This is a genomic window from Streptomyces sp. SKN60, assembly GCF_026236535.1.
Taxonomy (GTDB): domain Bacteria; phylum Actinomycetota; class Actinomycetes; order Streptomycetales; family Streptomycetaceae; genus Streptomyces.
The window spans coordinates 274,770-289,611 of record NZ_JAHTMW010000009.1; the positions used below are offsets into that span (position 1 = coordinate 274,770).

At 73.7% G+C, this 14,842-nt stretch carries 16 protein-coding genes; 13 read left to right on the forward strand and 3 right to left on the reverse strand.

Annotation, left to right across the window (positions count from 1 at the left end):
* The first annotated feature begins 74 nt into the window (after positions 1–74).
* Genes KV205_RS17675 through KV205_RS17685 form a run of 3 tightly spaced genes read left to right on the forward strand, consistent with a single transcriptional unit; the run spans position 75 to position 2,604 of the window.
* Positions 75–1,283 carry a sensor histidine kinase gene (locus KV205_RS17675; protein WP_265865335.1) on the forward strand — a complete coding sequence of 403 codons (1,209 nt, stop codon included), beginning with the start codon at positions 75–77 and terminating at the stop codon, positions 1,281–1,283.
* 21 nt (positions 1,284–1,304) lie between these two features.
* A complete protein-coding gene (locus KV205_RS17680) occupies positions 1,305–1,991 on the forward strand; it encodes a response regulator transcription factor (RefSeq protein WP_265865336.1) in 687 nt (228 codons plus the stop codon).
* 1 nt (position 1,992) lies between these two features.
* Positions 1,993–2,604 (forward strand): AAA family ATPase, encoded by a 612-nt coding sequence (locus tag KV205_RS17685; RefSeq protein WP_265865337.1) that lies wholly within the window; start codon positions 1,993–1,995, stop codon positions 2,602–2,604.
* Positions 2,605–2,610: 6 nt separating this feature from the next.
* On the opposite strand, the gene KV205_RS17690 is transcribed toward KV205_RS17685, so the two are convergent.
* Positions 2,611–3,705 carry a DUF5937 family protein gene (locus KV205_RS17690; RefSeq protein WP_265865338.1) on the reverse strand — a complete coding sequence of 365 codons (1,095 nt, stop codon included), beginning with the start codon at positions 3,703–3,705 and terminating at the stop codon, positions 2,611–2,613.
* A gap of 665 nt (positions 3,706–4,370) precedes the next feature.
* Positions 4,371–5,540, reverse strand: a complete 1,170-nt coding sequence (locus tag KV205_RS17695) for a low specificity L-threonine aldolase (protein ID WP_265865339.1) — start codon at positions 5,538–5,540, stop codon at positions 4,371–4,373.
* Positions 5,541–5,667: 127 nt separating this feature from the next.
* Between KV205_RS17695 and KV205_RS17700 the strand changes: the two genes are divergently transcribed.
* The 10 genes from KV205_RS17700 (at position 5,668) to KV205_RS17745 (ending at position 13,787) form a co-directional block, all read left to right on the forward strand.
* Complete coding sequence (locus KV205_RS17700; RefSeq protein ID WP_265865340.1) at positions 5,668–6,657, forward strand: Rossmann-like and DUF2520 domain-containing protein; 990 nt, start codon at positions 5,668–5,670, stop codon at positions 6,655–6,657.
* Positions 6,654–7,709 (forward strand): pantoate--beta-alanine ligase, encoded by a 1,056-nt coding sequence (gene panC, locus KV205_RS17705; protein WP_265865341.1) that lies wholly within the window; start codon positions 6,654–6,656, stop codon positions 7,707–7,709. The genes KV205_RS17700 and panC overlap by 4 nt, the downstream gene beginning before the upstream one ends.
* Positions 7,706–9,412, forward strand: a complete 1,707-nt coding sequence (locus KV205_RS17710) for an L-aspartate oxidase (protein ID WP_265865342.1) — start codon at positions 7,706–7,708, stop codon at positions 9,410–9,412. The genes panC and KV205_RS17710 overlap by 4 nt, the downstream gene beginning before the upstream one ends.
* Positions 9,409–10,440, forward strand: a complete 1,032-nt coding sequence (gene nadC, locus KV205_RS17715; RefSeq protein WP_265865343.1) for a carboxylating nicotinate-nucleotide diphosphorylase — start codon at positions 9,409–9,411, stop codon at positions 10,438–10,440. The genes KV205_RS17710 and nadC overlap by 4 nt, the downstream gene beginning before the upstream one ends.
* Positions 10,440–11,246 carry a type III pantothenate kinase gene (locus tag KV205_RS17720; protein WP_265865344.1) on the forward strand — a complete coding sequence of 269 codons (807 nt, stop codon included), beginning with the start codon at positions 10,440–10,442 and terminating at the stop codon, positions 11,244–11,246. The genes nadC and KV205_RS17720 overlap by 1 nt, the downstream gene beginning before the upstream one ends.
* Before the next feature lie 160 nt (positions 11,247–11,406).
* Positions 11,407–12,006, forward strand: coding sequence for a hypothetical protein (locus KV205_RS17725; RefSeq protein ID WP_265865397.1), 600 nt, complete (start codon positions 11,407–11,409; stop codon positions 12,004–12,006).
* A 14-nt stretch (positions 12,007–12,020) separates the two neighbouring features.
* Positions 12,021–12,200 (forward strand): hypothetical protein, encoded by a 180-nt coding sequence (locus KV205_RS17730; protein WP_265865345.1) that lies wholly within the window; start codon positions 12,021–12,023, stop codon positions 12,198–12,200.
* 119 nt (positions 12,201–12,319) lie between these two features.
* Positions 12,320–12,742 (forward strand): BlaI/MecI/CopY family transcriptional regulator, encoded by a 423-nt coding sequence (locus tag KV205_RS17735; RefSeq protein ID WP_265865346.1) that lies wholly within the window; start codon positions 12,320–12,322, stop codon positions 12,740–12,742.
* Positions 12,743–12,751: 9 nt separating this feature from the next.
* Complete coding sequence (locus KV205_RS17740; RefSeq protein ID WP_265865347.1) at positions 12,752–13,294, forward strand: amino-acid N-acetyltransferase; 543 nt, start codon at positions 12,752–12,754, stop codon at positions 13,292–13,294.
* A gap of 154 nt (positions 13,295–13,448) precedes the next feature.
* The gene (locus KV205_RS17745) at positions 13,449–13,787 is read left to right on the forward strand and encodes an Lsr2 family protein (protein WP_265865348.1); all 339 of its coding nucleotides are present in this window, start codon (positions 13,449–13,451) and stop codon (positions 13,785–13,787) included.
* On the opposite strand, the gene KV205_RS17750 is transcribed toward KV205_RS17745, so the two are convergent.
* A complete protein-coding gene (locus KV205_RS17750; RefSeq protein WP_265865398.1) occupies positions 13,766–14,395 on the reverse strand; it encodes an SCO3374 family protein in 630 nt (209 codons plus the stop codon). The two genes, KV205_RS17745 and KV205_RS17750, sit on opposite strands and share 22 nt — an antisense overlap.
* Positions 14,396–14,842 lie beyond the last annotated feature (447 nt).

Below are 14,842 nucleotides of genomic sequence, written 5' to 3' on the forward strand. Positions count from 1 at the left end.
AGTAGGGGCCGGAGCGGAAGGATCGCCCCCACGGTTGACCCCTGCACCTATCCGCTTTCCCTACGCTGGGTCACGTGCAGCGCCTCTACGACTTCCTCCGCAGACACCCGACGGGCGTCGACACCTTCTGGGCCGTCGTCCTCTTCGGGTTCTCCCTGCTGTGGGTGGCCTCGAAGCCCACGGGGGCCGAGGGGGCACCCGCGGTGTACGCCGTCGTCGCGGCGCTGCTCTCCCTGGTCGTGGCGCTGCGCCGGCGCATGCCGGAGAAGATGCTGGTGCTCACGGTGCTGCTCGGCCTCGCGCAGCTCGCCTTCGGCCTCGTGCCGTTCATGGCCGACTTCGCCATGCTCGTGATCATCTACACCGTCGCCGCGCACGACGGCCCGCGCTGGGCCTCCCGGCTCGCCCTGGCCGGCGGGCTGAGCGCCGCGACCCTCTCCCAGCTGCGCTGGCCGCTGGAGGACGGCGCGGAGTCCTCCGCCGCCAAGATCTTCTTCACGGTCATCATGACCGTGCCCTTCGCCCTCGCCTGGGTCCTCGGCGACTCCCTGCGCACCCGCCGCGCCTACTTCGCGCAGCTGGAGGAACGTGCCTCCCGCCTGGAGAAGGAGCGCGAGGCGCAGGCCAAGGTCGCCGTCGCCGCCGAGCGCGCCCGGATCGCCCGCGAGCTGCACGACGTCGTCGCCCACAACGTCTCCGTGATGGTGGTGCAGGCCGACGGCGCCGCCTACGTCATGGACTCCTCGCCCGAGACCGCCAAGCAGGCCCTGGAGACCATCTCCTCCACCGGCCGGCAGGCCCTCGCCGAGATGCGCCGGCTGCTCGGCATCCTGCGCACCGGCGAGCACCAGGAGGCCGGGGAGTACGTGCCGCAGCCCGACGTCCAGCAGATCGAGGACCTCGTCGAGCAGGTCCGCGGCGCCGGCCTCGCCGTCGACTTCAAGGTCGAGGGCACCCCGCGCCCGCTGCCCAGCGGCGTCGAGCTCACCGCGTACCGGATCGTCCAGGAAGCCCTCACCAACAGCCGTAAGCACGGCGGCCCCGACGTCGGCGCCAGCGTCCGGCTCGTCTACTTCGACGACGGCCTCGGCCTGCTCGTCGAGGACGACGGGCGCGGGGCGCCGCAGGAGATGTACGAGGACGGCGGCGCCGACGGCCGCGGCCACGGCCTGATCGGCATGCGCGAGCGCGTCGGCATGGTCGGCGGCACGCTCGACGCGGGCCCGCGCCCCGGCGGCGGCTTCCGCATCAGCGCCCTGCTCCCCCTCAAGCCCGCCCACTGACGACTCTTAAGGAGTCATTGCATGTCCATCCGCGTGATGCTCGTCGACGACCAGGTGCTGCTGCGCACCGGTTTCCGCATGGTGCTCGCCGCCCAGCCGGACATGGAGGTCGTGGCGGAGGCCGGTGACGGCGTCGAGGCCCTGGAGGCGCTGCGCGGCACCGAGGTCGACGTCGTCCTGATGGACGTGCGCATGCCGAAGCTGGACGGCGTGGAGACCACCCGCCGGATCTGCTCCGCGCCCGACGCCCCGAAGGTGCTGATCCTCACCACCTTCGACCTCGACGAGTACGCCTTCTCCGGGCTCAAGGCGGGCGCCAGCGGCTTCATGCTGAAGGACGTGCCGCCGGCCGAGCTGCTCGGCGCGATCCGCTCCGTGCACAGCGGCGACGCCGTCGTCGCCCCGTCCACCACCCGCCGGCTCCTCGACCGCTTCTCGCCGATGCTGCCGTCGAGCGGCCAGGACACCGGCCACAAGGACCTGGACAAGCTCACCGACCGCGAGCGCGAGGTCATGCTGCTCGTCGCGCAGGGCCTGTCCAACGGCGAGATCGCCGCCCGCCTCGTGCTCTCCGAGGCCACCGTCAAGACCCACGTCGGCCGCATCCTCACCAAGCTGGGCCTGCGCGACCGGGTGCAGGTGGTGGTGCTCGCGTACGAGACGGGGCTGGTGCGGGCCGGGGGTGCCGGGGGTGCGGGGGGCCGCTGACATGCTGCTGTGGATCAACGGGCCGTTCGGCGGCGGCAAGACGCAGACGGCGTACGAGCTGCGCCGCCGGCTGCCCGGCAGCGTTGTCTGCGACCCCGAGCACATCGGCTTCGGCCTGCACCGCACGCTGCCGGAGGCGCTGCGCGGGGACTTCCAGGACCTGCCGGCCTGGCGGCAGGGCGTATACGACGTCCTCGACCTGGCGCTGCGCCGCCACCACGACGGGCCGGTGATCGTGCCCATGACGCTCGTCGAGCCCGCGTACTTCGCGGAGGTCGTCGGGCGGCTGCGGGACGCTCACGGCGCGGACCGGGTCCGGCACTTCGCGCTGCTCGCGGAGCGGGAGCGGGTTCTGAAGCGGCTCAGCGAGCGGGGCCTCGGGCGCGGGCTCAAGCGCGAGAGCTTCGCCGTACGGAAGCTGGACGGCTGCCTGGAGCGGCTCGCCGGCCCGGAGTTCGCCGACCACATCCGTACGGACGAGCTGACCGTGCCGCAGGTCGCCGAGCGGGTGGCGGGGCTGGCCGGACTGCCGATCGCGCCGAACAGGGACGGGCGGGTGCGGCACCGGCTGCGGCGGATGCGGGTGGGTCTGGCCCACATCCGCTTCGACTAGCTGCGGTCAGCGGAGTACGGACTCCAGGAAGTCGCTGCCCAGGCGGGCGACCGCCGAGAAGTCCAGCTGGTGCAGCACGTACCGGCCGCGCCGCTGCGTGGTCAGCAGCCCCGCCTTCTTCAGGAGCGAGAGGTGCCGGGACACCTCCGGGGCCGTGATGCCGTACGCGTCCGCCAGCTCGCTCGTCGAGTACGCACTGCGCGACAGGTTCCGGCACAGGCTCATCCGCATGGGGTGCGCCAGCGCCTCCAGGCGCAGCCGCACCGTCTCCACGGACTCGGTGCCGCCGATCTCCTGGGTGGCCACCGGGTACTGGATCACCGGCTGCCAGCCGGGCGCGTACAGCGCGAACAGGTGCGGCCAGCCGAAGACGCTCGGCAGCAGCGTCACCGCGCTGCCGTGGGCCTCGGTGCGGCCGTGCACCAGCTTGTCCACGACGATCCGGCGGCCGCCGTGCTCGTCCTCCTCCACGCTCAGCGCCGGCGACGCCGCCGTCAGCGCCTCCGCGAGGCCCTTGCGGCGGAGCAGCTCCGTCTTGTGCCGGGCGTCGGCGGCGAGCTGGACGCGGACCCGGCGCCAGGTGTCGCCGAAGAACGCGTCCTCGCAGTCCTCCATCAGGCGCCGGATCCACGCGCGCGTGGCGGTCGGATCCGCGAGCATCCGCTCCACGAACGCGGCCTGGCGCGGGCCGCGCGCCGCCGCCAGATCCAGCGCCCGGCGCCGCGACCACGCGTCGGTGAGGGGCGACGGCAGGCCCTTCGGGTAGTGGTTGGTGCTGCACGAGATCTCCAGGGCCGCGCCCACGAAGGTCTCGTCGTCCATCCGGTCGAGGTCGTCCAGCTCCTCCGCCAGGGTCTCCCGGGGCTGCGCCGGCATCAGGAAGTCGGAGCGCGTCGACCGCCACATGAAGTCGGCCTCCAGGAGCCGGTCCGCCAGCTCCGGCTTCAGCGCGGCCGAGGTCGCCGTCGTCCACGCGTGCAGCCGGGCGTGGTGGGCCGGCTCGGCCAGCGCGTGCAGTGCGTTGGCGAGTTCGGCCAGGGGCGACGGGCAGAAGGTGATCCGCTCGGGCGGCAGTCCGGTGATGTCGATGCTCACGCTCACCCCCCTATGGTGCGGGGTCCACGGCGGGTGCTGTCGCGCCGTTTGACGACCCGCGTCAATCGGCGCGCGCCGCGGTCGTCCCCGGCCGCACGGTGACTCCATGAACGCTCTTCAGCAACACGCCCTGGACACGTACCGCGCCGCGCAGCACGGGAGCCCCGCGCCGCCGGTGCCGGGAGCGGGTGAGCTTGCGGTGGTGCGGGCGGTGGTGCGGTGGTGGCGTGGGGGGTGCTCCGGCCGCCCCGCCGTTGTGGGCATACGTTCCGCAGGGGCTGGGGGTCCCCCCAGGGCGAAGCCCTAGGGGGAGGGTGGGCACAACGGACGGCGCCCGTTGCCGGGCCTAGGCTTCCGCGCCTGAACGCCCAGCACGAGGGCGCCGTGCTCGTGGTGCGGGTCCAGGCCCGGGTGCGGAACGCGCCCGCATAGGCGCCGTCCCGTGTGCCCACCCTCCCCCTGGCTTCGCCGGGGGGACCCCCACGCCCCAGCGGGACGAATGCCCACACGGAGTGAGGCGGGGGCGATGCCCGCGCGGTGCCCTCGCGGTGCCGGCACAAGGCGGGGAAGCGCAGGCCCCGGCACGGGGCGCCGTTCGTTGGGCCCGCCCGCGCCTCGCCCTCGGGCTGGGCGCCCAGGCCCAAGAGGCCCAGGCCCCGCAAGTCGCGCCGCTACAGCCGCGCCAGGAAGTCGCGTACCGCCGCGCGCACATCGGCCGCCGTCCACGCGAGGCCCGGCCCGCCCACCGTCAGTTCCGTCGCCGCGACCCCCGGCGGGCCGCCCGCGGGGGCGGGGAACCAGCGGCGGAAGAGGGTCGTGCCCGTCTCCTCCGCCTGGGCGAGGGCCGCGGCGGTGAGGGCGTCGGCGTCGTACGGGAGCCAGACCTGGAACTGGTGGGTGTGCGGGGCCTCCGGGTGGACCCGGAACCAGCCGGGGCCGCCCGGCTCCGCGAGGGCGTCGCGGACGGCGGCGGCCACCACGCGCGCGTGGGCGACGTACGAGGGCAGGCGGGGCAGCTCCTCGGACAGGCCCCGCAGCGCGGAAAGCGCGGCCGGGTACTGCTGGAAGACCTGGCCCCCGTACCGGTGCCGCCAGATCCGCGCCTCCTCGATCAGCTCGTCGGGTCCGGCGAGGGCGGCGCCGGACAGGCCGCCGAGGGACTTGTAGAAGGACACGTACACGCTGTCGGCGAGCCCGGCGATCTCCGCGAGCGGGCGCCCGAAGTGCGTCGGGCAGTCCCACAGCCGCGCGCCGTCGAAGTGGACGACCGCGTCCCGCTCGCGCGCCGCGTCGACGACGGCGACCAGCTCGTCCCAGCTGGGCAGCACGAAGCCGGCGTCCCGCAGCGGCAGCTCCAGCATCAGGGCGCCGAAGCGCTCCGGGTGGTCGCGCACCTCGTCGGCGGTGGGCAGCCGGGGCTCGTCGGTGGGGTGGACCGTGCGCAGGCCGCTGACCGCGGCGAAGGCGCCGTTCTCGTGCACCTCGGGGTGGGCCAGCGGGTGCAGCGCGACCACCGGGTCGCCGGTGCGGGCGGCCCAGCAGCGCAGGGCGACCTGCTGGGCCATGGTCCCGGTGGGGAAGAAGGCCGCGGCGGGCATGCCGAGCTCCTCGGCGACCCGCTGCTCCAGTTCCTCGACGACCCCGTTGCCGTACATGTCGAGGGGCAGTCCGGCGCGGCCGGAGCCGTCCGCCCAGTCCGCCAGGTTGCGCAGCCGCGCGCCCACGGTGCCGTCCATCGGCGCGTTCCACAGCTTGCGCGGGGCGCCGCCCCACACCCGGGCCCGGTACGCCGGCCCCGACTCCTGCGCGGTGCTGTTCTCGGTCTCGTTCTGATCCTCCATGAGCAGATCATCACACCGCCGCCCACACCCTGTGGACAGCCACGGGCGAGCGCGAAACGCTGGCGTAGCATGACCAGAAATCGTCCGGTACCCCCCGAGGACTGGAACGGAAGGCCGACCCGAAACCGTGAACGCACCACCAGAACCCCGGCACCCGCAGGCGGACCGCGCCGAGGACCGCCCCGCCCGGCTCACCGTCGGAGTCGTCGGCGCCGGACGCGTGGGCCCTGCCCTCGCCGCCGCACTCCAGCTCGCCGGACACCGGCCCGTCGCCGTCTCCGCGGTCTCCGACGCCTCCCGCAGGCGCGCCGCGGCCCTGCTGCCGGACGTCCCCGTGGTCGAGCCCGCCCGGGTGCTCGCCCTCGCCGACCTGGTCCTGCTCACCGTCCCCGACGACGCCCTGCCCGGCCTCGTCGAGGGCCTGGCCGAAACCGGTGCGGTGCGCCCCGGGCAGCTCCTCGTGCACACCTCCGGGCGGTACGGGGTGCGGGTGCTCGACCCGGCCCGCCGGGCCGGTGCGCTGCCGCTCGCGCTGCACCCGGCCATGACCTTCACCGGCACCTCGGTGGACGTGCAGCGGCTCGCGGGCTGCTCCTTCGGCGTCACCGCGCCCGAGGAGCTGCGGCTCGCCGCCGAGGCGCTGGTCATCGAGATGGGCGGCGAGCCCGAGTGGATCGCCGAGGCGAACCGGCCGCTCTACCACGCGGCCCTCGCCCTCGGCGCGAACCACCTGGTCACCCTGGTCGCCCAGGCCATGGAGCTGCTCCGCGCGGCCGGCGTGTCCGCGCCCGACCGGATGCTCGGCCCGCTCCTCGGCGCGGCCCTGGACAACGCGCTGCGGTCCGGTGACGCCGCCCTGACCGGCCCCGTCGCCCGCGGTGACGCCGGCACCGTCGCCGCCCATGTGGCGGAGCTGCACAAGCACGCCCCCGGCACCGTCGCCGGCTATCTCGCGATGGCCCGCGCGACCGCCGACCGCGCCCTCGCGCACGGCCTGCTCAAGCCCGAGCTGGCCGAGGACCTGCTCGGCGTGCTCGCCGCCGACACCCCGCCGGGCCCGACCGGAACCAGCGGCACGACCGGACCCGCCGACGGGCCGCAAGGAGACGACCGATGAGCCTGATCGCCGAGCAGAGCGCCGGGCGCCACCAGCCGGGTGAGCTGGCCCCCACGGCCGCGGAACTGGCGGACGCCAGGTCGCGGTTCGGCGCGCCCGGACGCAACGCCGTCGTCATGACCATGGGCGCCCTCCACGAGGGCCACGCCACCCTGATCAGGGCCGCCCGCGAGCGGGTCGGCGCCGACGGTTTCGTCGTCGTCACCGTCTTCGTCAACCCGCTGCAGTTCGGCGCCGGCGAGGACCTCGACCGCTACCCCCGCACCCTCGACGCCGACCTGGCGCTGGCCTTCGCGGCCGGTGCCAGCGTGGTCTTCGCCCCCTCCGCCGACGAGGTCTACCCCGGCGGCGAGCCGCAGGTGCGGATCACCGCCGGCCCCATGGGCGAGCGCCTCGAAGGCGCCTCCCGGCCCGGGCACTTCGACGGCATGCTCACCGTCGTCGCCAAGCTCCTTCACCTCACCGGCCCCGACCTGGCCTTCTTCGGCCAGAAGGACGCCCAGCAGCTGGCCCTGATCCGCCGCATGGTCCGCGACCTGAACTTCCCGGTCGAGATCGTCGGCGTGCCGACCGTCCGCGAGGACGACGGCCTCGCCCTGTCCAGCCGCAACCGCTATCTGTCGCCCGAGGAGCGCCACACCGCCCTCGCGCTGTCCCGGGCGCTGTTCGCCGCCCGCGACCGGCTCGCCGCCCAGGCGGCGCTGCGCGCCCGCGCCGACGCGCTGCTCGGCGACCCCGGCCGGGCCGAGAACCGCGCCGAGGCGCTGTCCCGGCTCGGCGAGGCCCGCGCCGCCGCCGACGCCCACGCGGTCGCCCAGGCCGCCGAGGGCCGGGGCGCCGAGGCCGTACGGGCCGCCGCCCGTGCCGTACTGGACGACGCGTGCCATGCCGAGCCGCCGCTCGCCCTGGACTATCTGGCCCTGGTCGACCCGGCCGACTTCACCGAGGTCGAGGACGGCCACGACGGAGAGGCGATCCTCGCCGTCGCCGCGCGGGTGGGGACCACGCGGCTCATCGACAACATCCCCCTCACGTTCGGAGTCGTGAAGTGACCGGAATACGGCTGCACGCGCCCGCCCCCGGATGGTCCATCGACGCGGATGTCGTCGTGGTCGGCTCCGGTGTCGCGGGCCTCACCGCCGCCCTGCGCTGCACCTCCGCCGGGCTGCGCACGGTCGTCGTCACCAAGGCCCGGCTCGACGCCGGCTCCACCCGCTGGGCGCAGGGCGGCATCGCCGCCGCGCTCGGCGACGGCGACACCCCCGCGCAGCACCTCGACGACACCCTCGTCGCCGGCGCCGGGCTGTGCGACGAGCCGGCCGTGGACGTCCTGGTCACCGAGGGCCCCGACGCGGTCCGCCGGCTGATCGCCACCGGCGCCCACTTCGACAAGGCCGACGACGGCACGATCGCGCTGACCCGCGAGGGCGGCCACCACCGCCGCCGCATCGTGCACGCCGGCGGCGACGCGACCGGCGCCGAGGTCTCCCGCGCCCTGGTCGAGGCGATACGGGACCGGGGCGTGCGCTTCATCGAGCACGCGCTCGTGCTCGACCTCCTCAAGGACGAGACGGGCCACACCGCCGGCGTCACCCTGCACGTGATGGGCGAGGGCCAGCACGACGGCGTCGGCGCCGTCCACGCCCCCGCCGTGGTCCTCGCCACCGGCGGCATGGGCCAGGTCTTCTCCGCCACCACCAACCCGTCCGTCTCCACCGGCGACGGCGTCGCCCTCGCGCTGCGCGCCGGGGCCGAGGTCTCCGACCTCGAATTCGTCCAGTTCCACCCCACGGTGCTCTTCCTCGGCGCCGACTCCGAGGGCCAGCAGCCGCTGGTCTCCGAGGCGGTACGGGGCGAGGGCGCCCATCTCGTCGACGCCGACGGGGTCCGCTTCATGCTCGGGCAGCACGAGCTGGCCGAGCTCGCGCCCCGCGACATCGTCGCCAAGGCGATCACGCGGCGGATGCTGGAGCAGGACGCCGAGCACATGTACCTGGACGCCCGGCACTTCGGCGCCGAGATGTGGGAGCAGCGCTTCCCGACCATCCTGGCCGCCTGCCGCTCGCACGGCATGGACCCGGTCACCGAGCCGATCCCGATCGCCCCGGCCGCCCACTACGCCTCCGGCGGCGTCCGCACCGACCTGCACGGCCGCACCACCGTCCCCGGCCTGTACGCGTGCGGCGAGGTCGCCTGCACCGGCGTGCACGGCGCGAACCGGCTCGCCTCGAACTCGCTCCTGGAGGGCCTGGTCTTCGCCGAGCGGATCGCCGCCGACATCACGGCGCACGGCCCGCACCGCGAGGGCCGCCCGGCGGTGGCCGACACCTCCACGGTGCTCAGCCTGCTCGCCCCCGAGACCCGCCGCGAGGTGCAGCGCACCATGACCGCCGGCGCGGGCGTGCTGCGCTCCGCCGAGAGCCTGGCCGGGGCCGCCGACGCCCTGGAGGTGCTGCGCCGCGGCGCCGAGGACGAGCGCAAGGCCGCCGAGCCGGGCGTGGACTCCTGGGAGACCACCAATCTGCTGTGCGTGGCCCGGGTCCTGGTGGCCGCCGCCCGTGAGCGCGCGGAGACCCGCGGCTGCCACTGGCGCGAGGACTTCCCCGACCGGGACGACGCGGCCTGGCGCCGTCATCTCGTCGTACGCCTGACGCCCGACCGCCGCCTGGCGGTGCACCGCACCACCGGCGCGGACTTTCCGCCCGTAACCCCCGACGCCGTAACCGTCGACGCACCCTGGGAGCCGCAGTCGTGACCACGCCCGAAGAAGCACGTCCGGAGCCCGTGGACGTCCCCCTCATCCAGATCAGCGCCGTCCCGGCCGAGTCCGGGGCCGAGGCCGCGGGCGGCTGTGGCGACGGCTGCGGCTGCGGCGAGGCCGACGAGTTCGAGTGCGGCCTCGACCCGGCGCTCGCCGGGCTGCTCGCCGACGCGGGGCTCGACCCGGTGCAGGTCGAGGACATCGCGCACCTCGCGATCGCGGAGGACCTCGACGGCGGGGTCGACGTGACGACCGTGGCGACCGTCCCCGAGGACGCCGTCGCGACGGCCGACTTCACCGCCCGCGAGGCCGGTGTGGTGGCGGGCCTTCGGGTCGCCGAGGCGGTCCTGTCGATCGTCTGCACCGACGAGTTCGAGGTCGAGCGGCACGTCGAGGACGGCGCGCGGGTCGCGGCGGGCGAGAAGCTGCTCAGCGTCACCGCCCGCACCCGTGACCTGCTGACCGGTGAGCGCAGCGCGCTGAACATCCTGTGCCGCCTGTCCGGCATCGCGACCGCCACGCGCGCGTGGGCGGACGCCCTTGAGGGCACGAAGGCGAAGGTCCGCGACACCCGCAAGACGACGCCGGGCCTGCGCGCCCTGGAGAAGTACGCGGTGCGCTGCGGCGGCGGCGTGAACCACCGCATGTCCCTTGCGGACGCGGCCCTCGTGAAGGACAACCACGTGGTGGCGGCGGGCGGCGTCGCCGAGGCCTTCAAGGCCGTCCGGGAGCAGTTCCCCGAGGTGCCGATCGAGGTCGAGGTCGACACGATGCACCAGGTCCGCGAGGTCCTGGACGCGGGCGCCGACCTGATCCTGCTCGACAACTTCACGCCGATCGAGACGGAGGAGGCGGTCGCCCTGGTCGCCGGCCGCGCGGTCCTGGAGTCCTCCGGCCGGCTCACCCTGGACAACGCGGCGGCGTACGCGGCGACCGGCGTCGACTACCTCGCGGTGGGCGGCCTCACCCACTCCTCCCCGATCCTGGACATCGGCCTGGACCTGCGCGAGGTCGACGCCTGATGCTGCTCACGATCGACGTCGGCAACACGCAGACGGTCCTCGGTCTCTTCGACGGCGAGGAGATCGTGGAGCACTGGCGCATCTCCACGGACCCGCGCCGGACCGCCGACGAGTGGGCGGTCCTGCTGCAGGGCCTGATGGGCATGCACCCGCTGCTCGGCGTCGAGCTGAGCGACGGCATCGGCGGCATCGCGATCTGCGCCACGGTCCCCTCGGTGCTGCACGAGCTGCGCGAGGTCACCCGGCGCTATTACGGGGACGTGCCGGCGGTCCTGGTGGAGCCGGGCGTCAAGACGGGCGTCCCGGTCCTCACGGACAACCCGAAGGAGGTCGGCGCCGACCGCATCATCAACGCGGTGGCGGCGGTCGACATGTACGGCGGCCCGGCGATCGTGGTCGACTTCGGCACGGCGACGACGTACGACGCGATCACGACGCGCGGCGAGTACGCGGGCGGCGCGATCGCCCCGGGCATCGAGATCTCCGTCGAGGCGCTCGGCGTGAAGGGCGCGATGCTCCGCAAGATCGAGCTGGCCCGTCCGCGCAGCGTGATCGGCAAGAACACGGTCGAGGCGATGCAGTCCGGCATCGTCTTCGGCTACGCGGGCCAGGTCGACGGCGTCGTCGCCCGCATGAAGCGCGAACTCGTCGGCCCGACCGGCGACCCCTCCGACGTCACGGTCATCGCCACCGGCGGCCTGGCCCCCATGGTCCTCGCCGACTCGAAGGAGATAGACGCCCACGAGCCCTGGCTGACCCTGATCGGCCTCCGCCTGGTCTACGAGCGCAACGCGCCGCGGATGTAGCCGGTGGCCCGGCCCCCGGGGCCGGGCCCTGAGGGCCGCACCCGCCTCCCATTGCGCCGTACGGCTTGATTCCGCCGCCGCGAAGATCGAGAAGGGGCGGATTTGTCCGATTAGCGCGTATCGTCGGTCCATGCCCACGCCCTACGGATCCCGCGGCGGCATGGCGTTCAGCGCGGACGAGCTGCGGGTGCTCCGACGCGCGCTCGCCACCGCGCTGAACCCTGCCCCCCTTCAGGACGACGACGTGCAGGACTGCCTGCGTCTGGCCGACTCCGTGGACGAGGCCGTGCGCGAGGCCGGGCGGCTGCGCGCCTTCCTCGTCGACGATCTGGTCCGGTACCGGCAGGCCCTGCCCGGGTCTCTCGGCGGCTATCTGGAGCTGCTCCAGGACGCCCTGGCCGCGGGGTACGACCCCGGGGTCGACGACCTCGCCGCGCTCCGGGCGCTCCGGGGCAACGCGCGGGCCGCCGGCCTGCTCGCCCGCTGCCAGGTCCTGGCGGAACGATCCGTCCGGGCCCGGCTCGCCCGGGTCACCCAGGCGACGGCGCGGCCCCGCGCCCGGCTGCTCGCGCTGCCCGGCGGGCGGGCCGCCGACGAGCGGCCCAAGCCGCCGGCGCCGTCCGGCCCGGCCAAGCCCGCCCCGAACGCCCCGAAGCCGCCCGCGCCGGGCGAGAAGCCCGTGCCCAAGCCCTCCGAGGTGTTCCCGCCGCGCCGCCGCCCCGTACCCCCGCCCCCGCCCGAGGAACGCGCCGCCGGATAGCTACGCTGGACGCCATGGACTACGTATCCGCGCTCGTTCCCCCCGTGGTGATGGCGGCCTTCTTCATCGCCCTGATCGTCGTGATCGTGAAGACCCAGGGCGGGCCCAACAAGGCCAAGGAGGACGCCGCCGTGGACGCCGCCCTCGCCCGCGCCGAGGCCGCCCGCCAGCAGGACGGCACCCCCGCCCCGTAGTCGCGGCGCCCGAGGACGTACGACCGGCAGTGCCCGGCCGTACGTCCTTTTTGCTGTCTCCCGGGGCGTTTCATCCATAAATGGACGTATATTCGGTGATCTCGCACTAAGGTGGCGCCGTGCCCCGTCAATTGGGAGAGCTGGAAGACGCCGTCATGACCCGCGTCTGGCAATGGAACCGCGCGGTGACCGTCCGGGAAGTCCTGGAGGATCTCCAGCAGGAACGGTCCATCGCCTACACCACCGTCATGACGGTATTGGACAATCTCCATCAGAAGGGCTGGGTGCGCCGGGAAGTCGAAGGCCGCGCCTATCGATATACGGCGGTCTCCACCCGCGCCGCCTACTCGGCCGCGCTCATGAACGAGGCCTGGGCGCAGAGCGACAACCCCGCCGCCGCCCTCGTCGCCTTCTTCGGCATGATGTCGCCCGAACAGCGCGAGGCGCTGAACGACGCCATCCGTATCGTCCAGCGCGACAACCCCGATCCGCCCCCCGCCGGCACCGAGGGCGGCGAGGAGACGGAAGGCCCCGGGCGATAACGTCCCCCCATGTCATCCGCGTCATCCTTCTCGCCGGCGCCTTCCGCCCGTGCCGTCACCGTGCGCCGCGCTCGTACCTCCGATGTCGCCGCGGTGCGCCGGCTCGTCGATCCGTTCGTGCGCCGCGGCATCCTCCTCGACAAGGCGACCGTGACGCTTTACGAGGCCATCCAGGAGTTCTGGGTCGCCGAACGCGACGACGACGCCACCGTCGTCGGCTGCGGCGCGCTGCACGTGATGTGGGAAGACCTCGCCGAAGTCCGCACTCTCGCCGTCGATCCCGACTTCAAGGGCGCCGGAGTGGGACATCAGGTGCTCGACAAGTTGCTGCACACCGCGCGCTGGCTCGGTGTCCGCCGGGTTTTCTGCCTCACCTTCGAAGTGGACTTCTTCGCGAAGCACGGCTTCGTCGAGATCGGCGAGACTCCGGTCGACGGAGATGTCTACAGCGAGCTCCTGCGTTCCTATGACGAGGGTGTCGCGGAGTTCCTCGGTCTCGAACGAGTGAAGCCGAACACCTTGGGCAACAGCCGGATGCTTCTGCACCTGTGAGACGGGCCCGGGGCCGAGTGCTTCGGAGTGCCTATGTCCGAATCGCGCACGTTTCCCGCGATGCCGAGGTTCTGAACCTCTGCCAGGGGTTTGTGTTTTTCCGGGAAAAGCGGTTTCCTTTCCGCGTACTGCATTTTCGATGAAAGGAAATCCGGTGGCACAGAAGGTTCAGGTCCTTCTTGTCGACGACCTCGACGGCGGCGAGGCGGACGAGACCGTGACGTTCGCGCTGGACGGCAAGTCCTACGAGATCGACCTCACCACCGCCAACGCGGACAAGCTCCGTGGCCTGCTCGAGCCGTACACCAAGGGTGGCCGACGCACCGGTGGCCGCACCGCCGGCGCCCGCGGCAAGGCCCGCGTCGCCGTCTCCGGCGGCAGCCAGGACACCGCGAAGATCCGGGCGTGGGCCAAGGAGAACGGTTACAACGTGAACGACCGCGGCCGCGTGCCGGCCGACATCAAGGCCGCTTACGAGGACGCCAACCGCTGACCGCCCGCCCCCGCAGCCGCCGGCTCCGGCCGGTGGGCCCGGGCAGCACTCAGCAGTCGCGCCCGATGACACTCGGCGGCCGCCGCGGCCACCAGCCTGACCAGGCAGGGAGCGGCCCCGTCGGCCGAGGCGCCGCTCCGCGACGAGGGCCGCAGGGCCGGCAGCGAGGACTCCACCTCGCGCCCCGGCTCCGGGGCCCTCAGCCACACCGCGGGCCCGGGCGCCGCGCCGTACGCGCTCCGGCCGGTCGGGCGCCCGCCGGGGGGCACCGGGGCGGTCATCCGGCCGTCGGCGCCGAGCATCGCCAGATCCAGTGAGATCCCGCGCCACTCCAGCCAGTCGAGCAGCCCGGGCAGCTCCTCGGCGCTTCCCGCCGCGACGAGCAGCCGCATCCGCCGCCCCATCAGGGCCACCGGACCGGTCGCCGCGCCCACCCGGCGCAGCACACCGCGGCCGGCCGCCGCGGGCAGCTCGAGGACGTCGAAGCGCAGCCCCGTGACCAGCTGCACCGGAGGCCCGGCCGCCGTCGCCCAGCCGAGCTCGTGCTCGTACCACCGCGCCACACCGCCGTCCGACGGGGTGCGGGGCAGGGGCACGGCGATGGTCATACCGAGGGAACGCCCACGGGCGACTTTGGTCACGCTCGGTCCTTGATCCGGAGCGCAGAGTGTCCATGATGGGGGCGTACGGGTGCATTCGAGCGCGCAAGGTTGTTCGCCCGTAGCGGAGGGACCCGGGGTGCGCCGCATGGAGTGTCAGTACTTACGGGTAAGACATTCCATGTGAGGAGGGGCGTCTCGCGGGCAGAAGTCGGGCCGAAGCGTCTCACGTTCGCCATCGGCGTACTGGAGGCGTGGGTAACTGCTTGGCCTGCGGGAACATCGTCTCGCACCATCGAGTTGGAGCATTTGTCGGCTGTTCGGCAGCAGGTCTCCCCAAGAAGTAAGGGGGTGATCCGGACGGATGTCGGCAGTTGGAATGAGCGGTCCCCGCTTGCGGGACTAAGCTGCGGAAGGACAGGGAGGGGATCGACCCCTAACTGACTGACCGCTCTG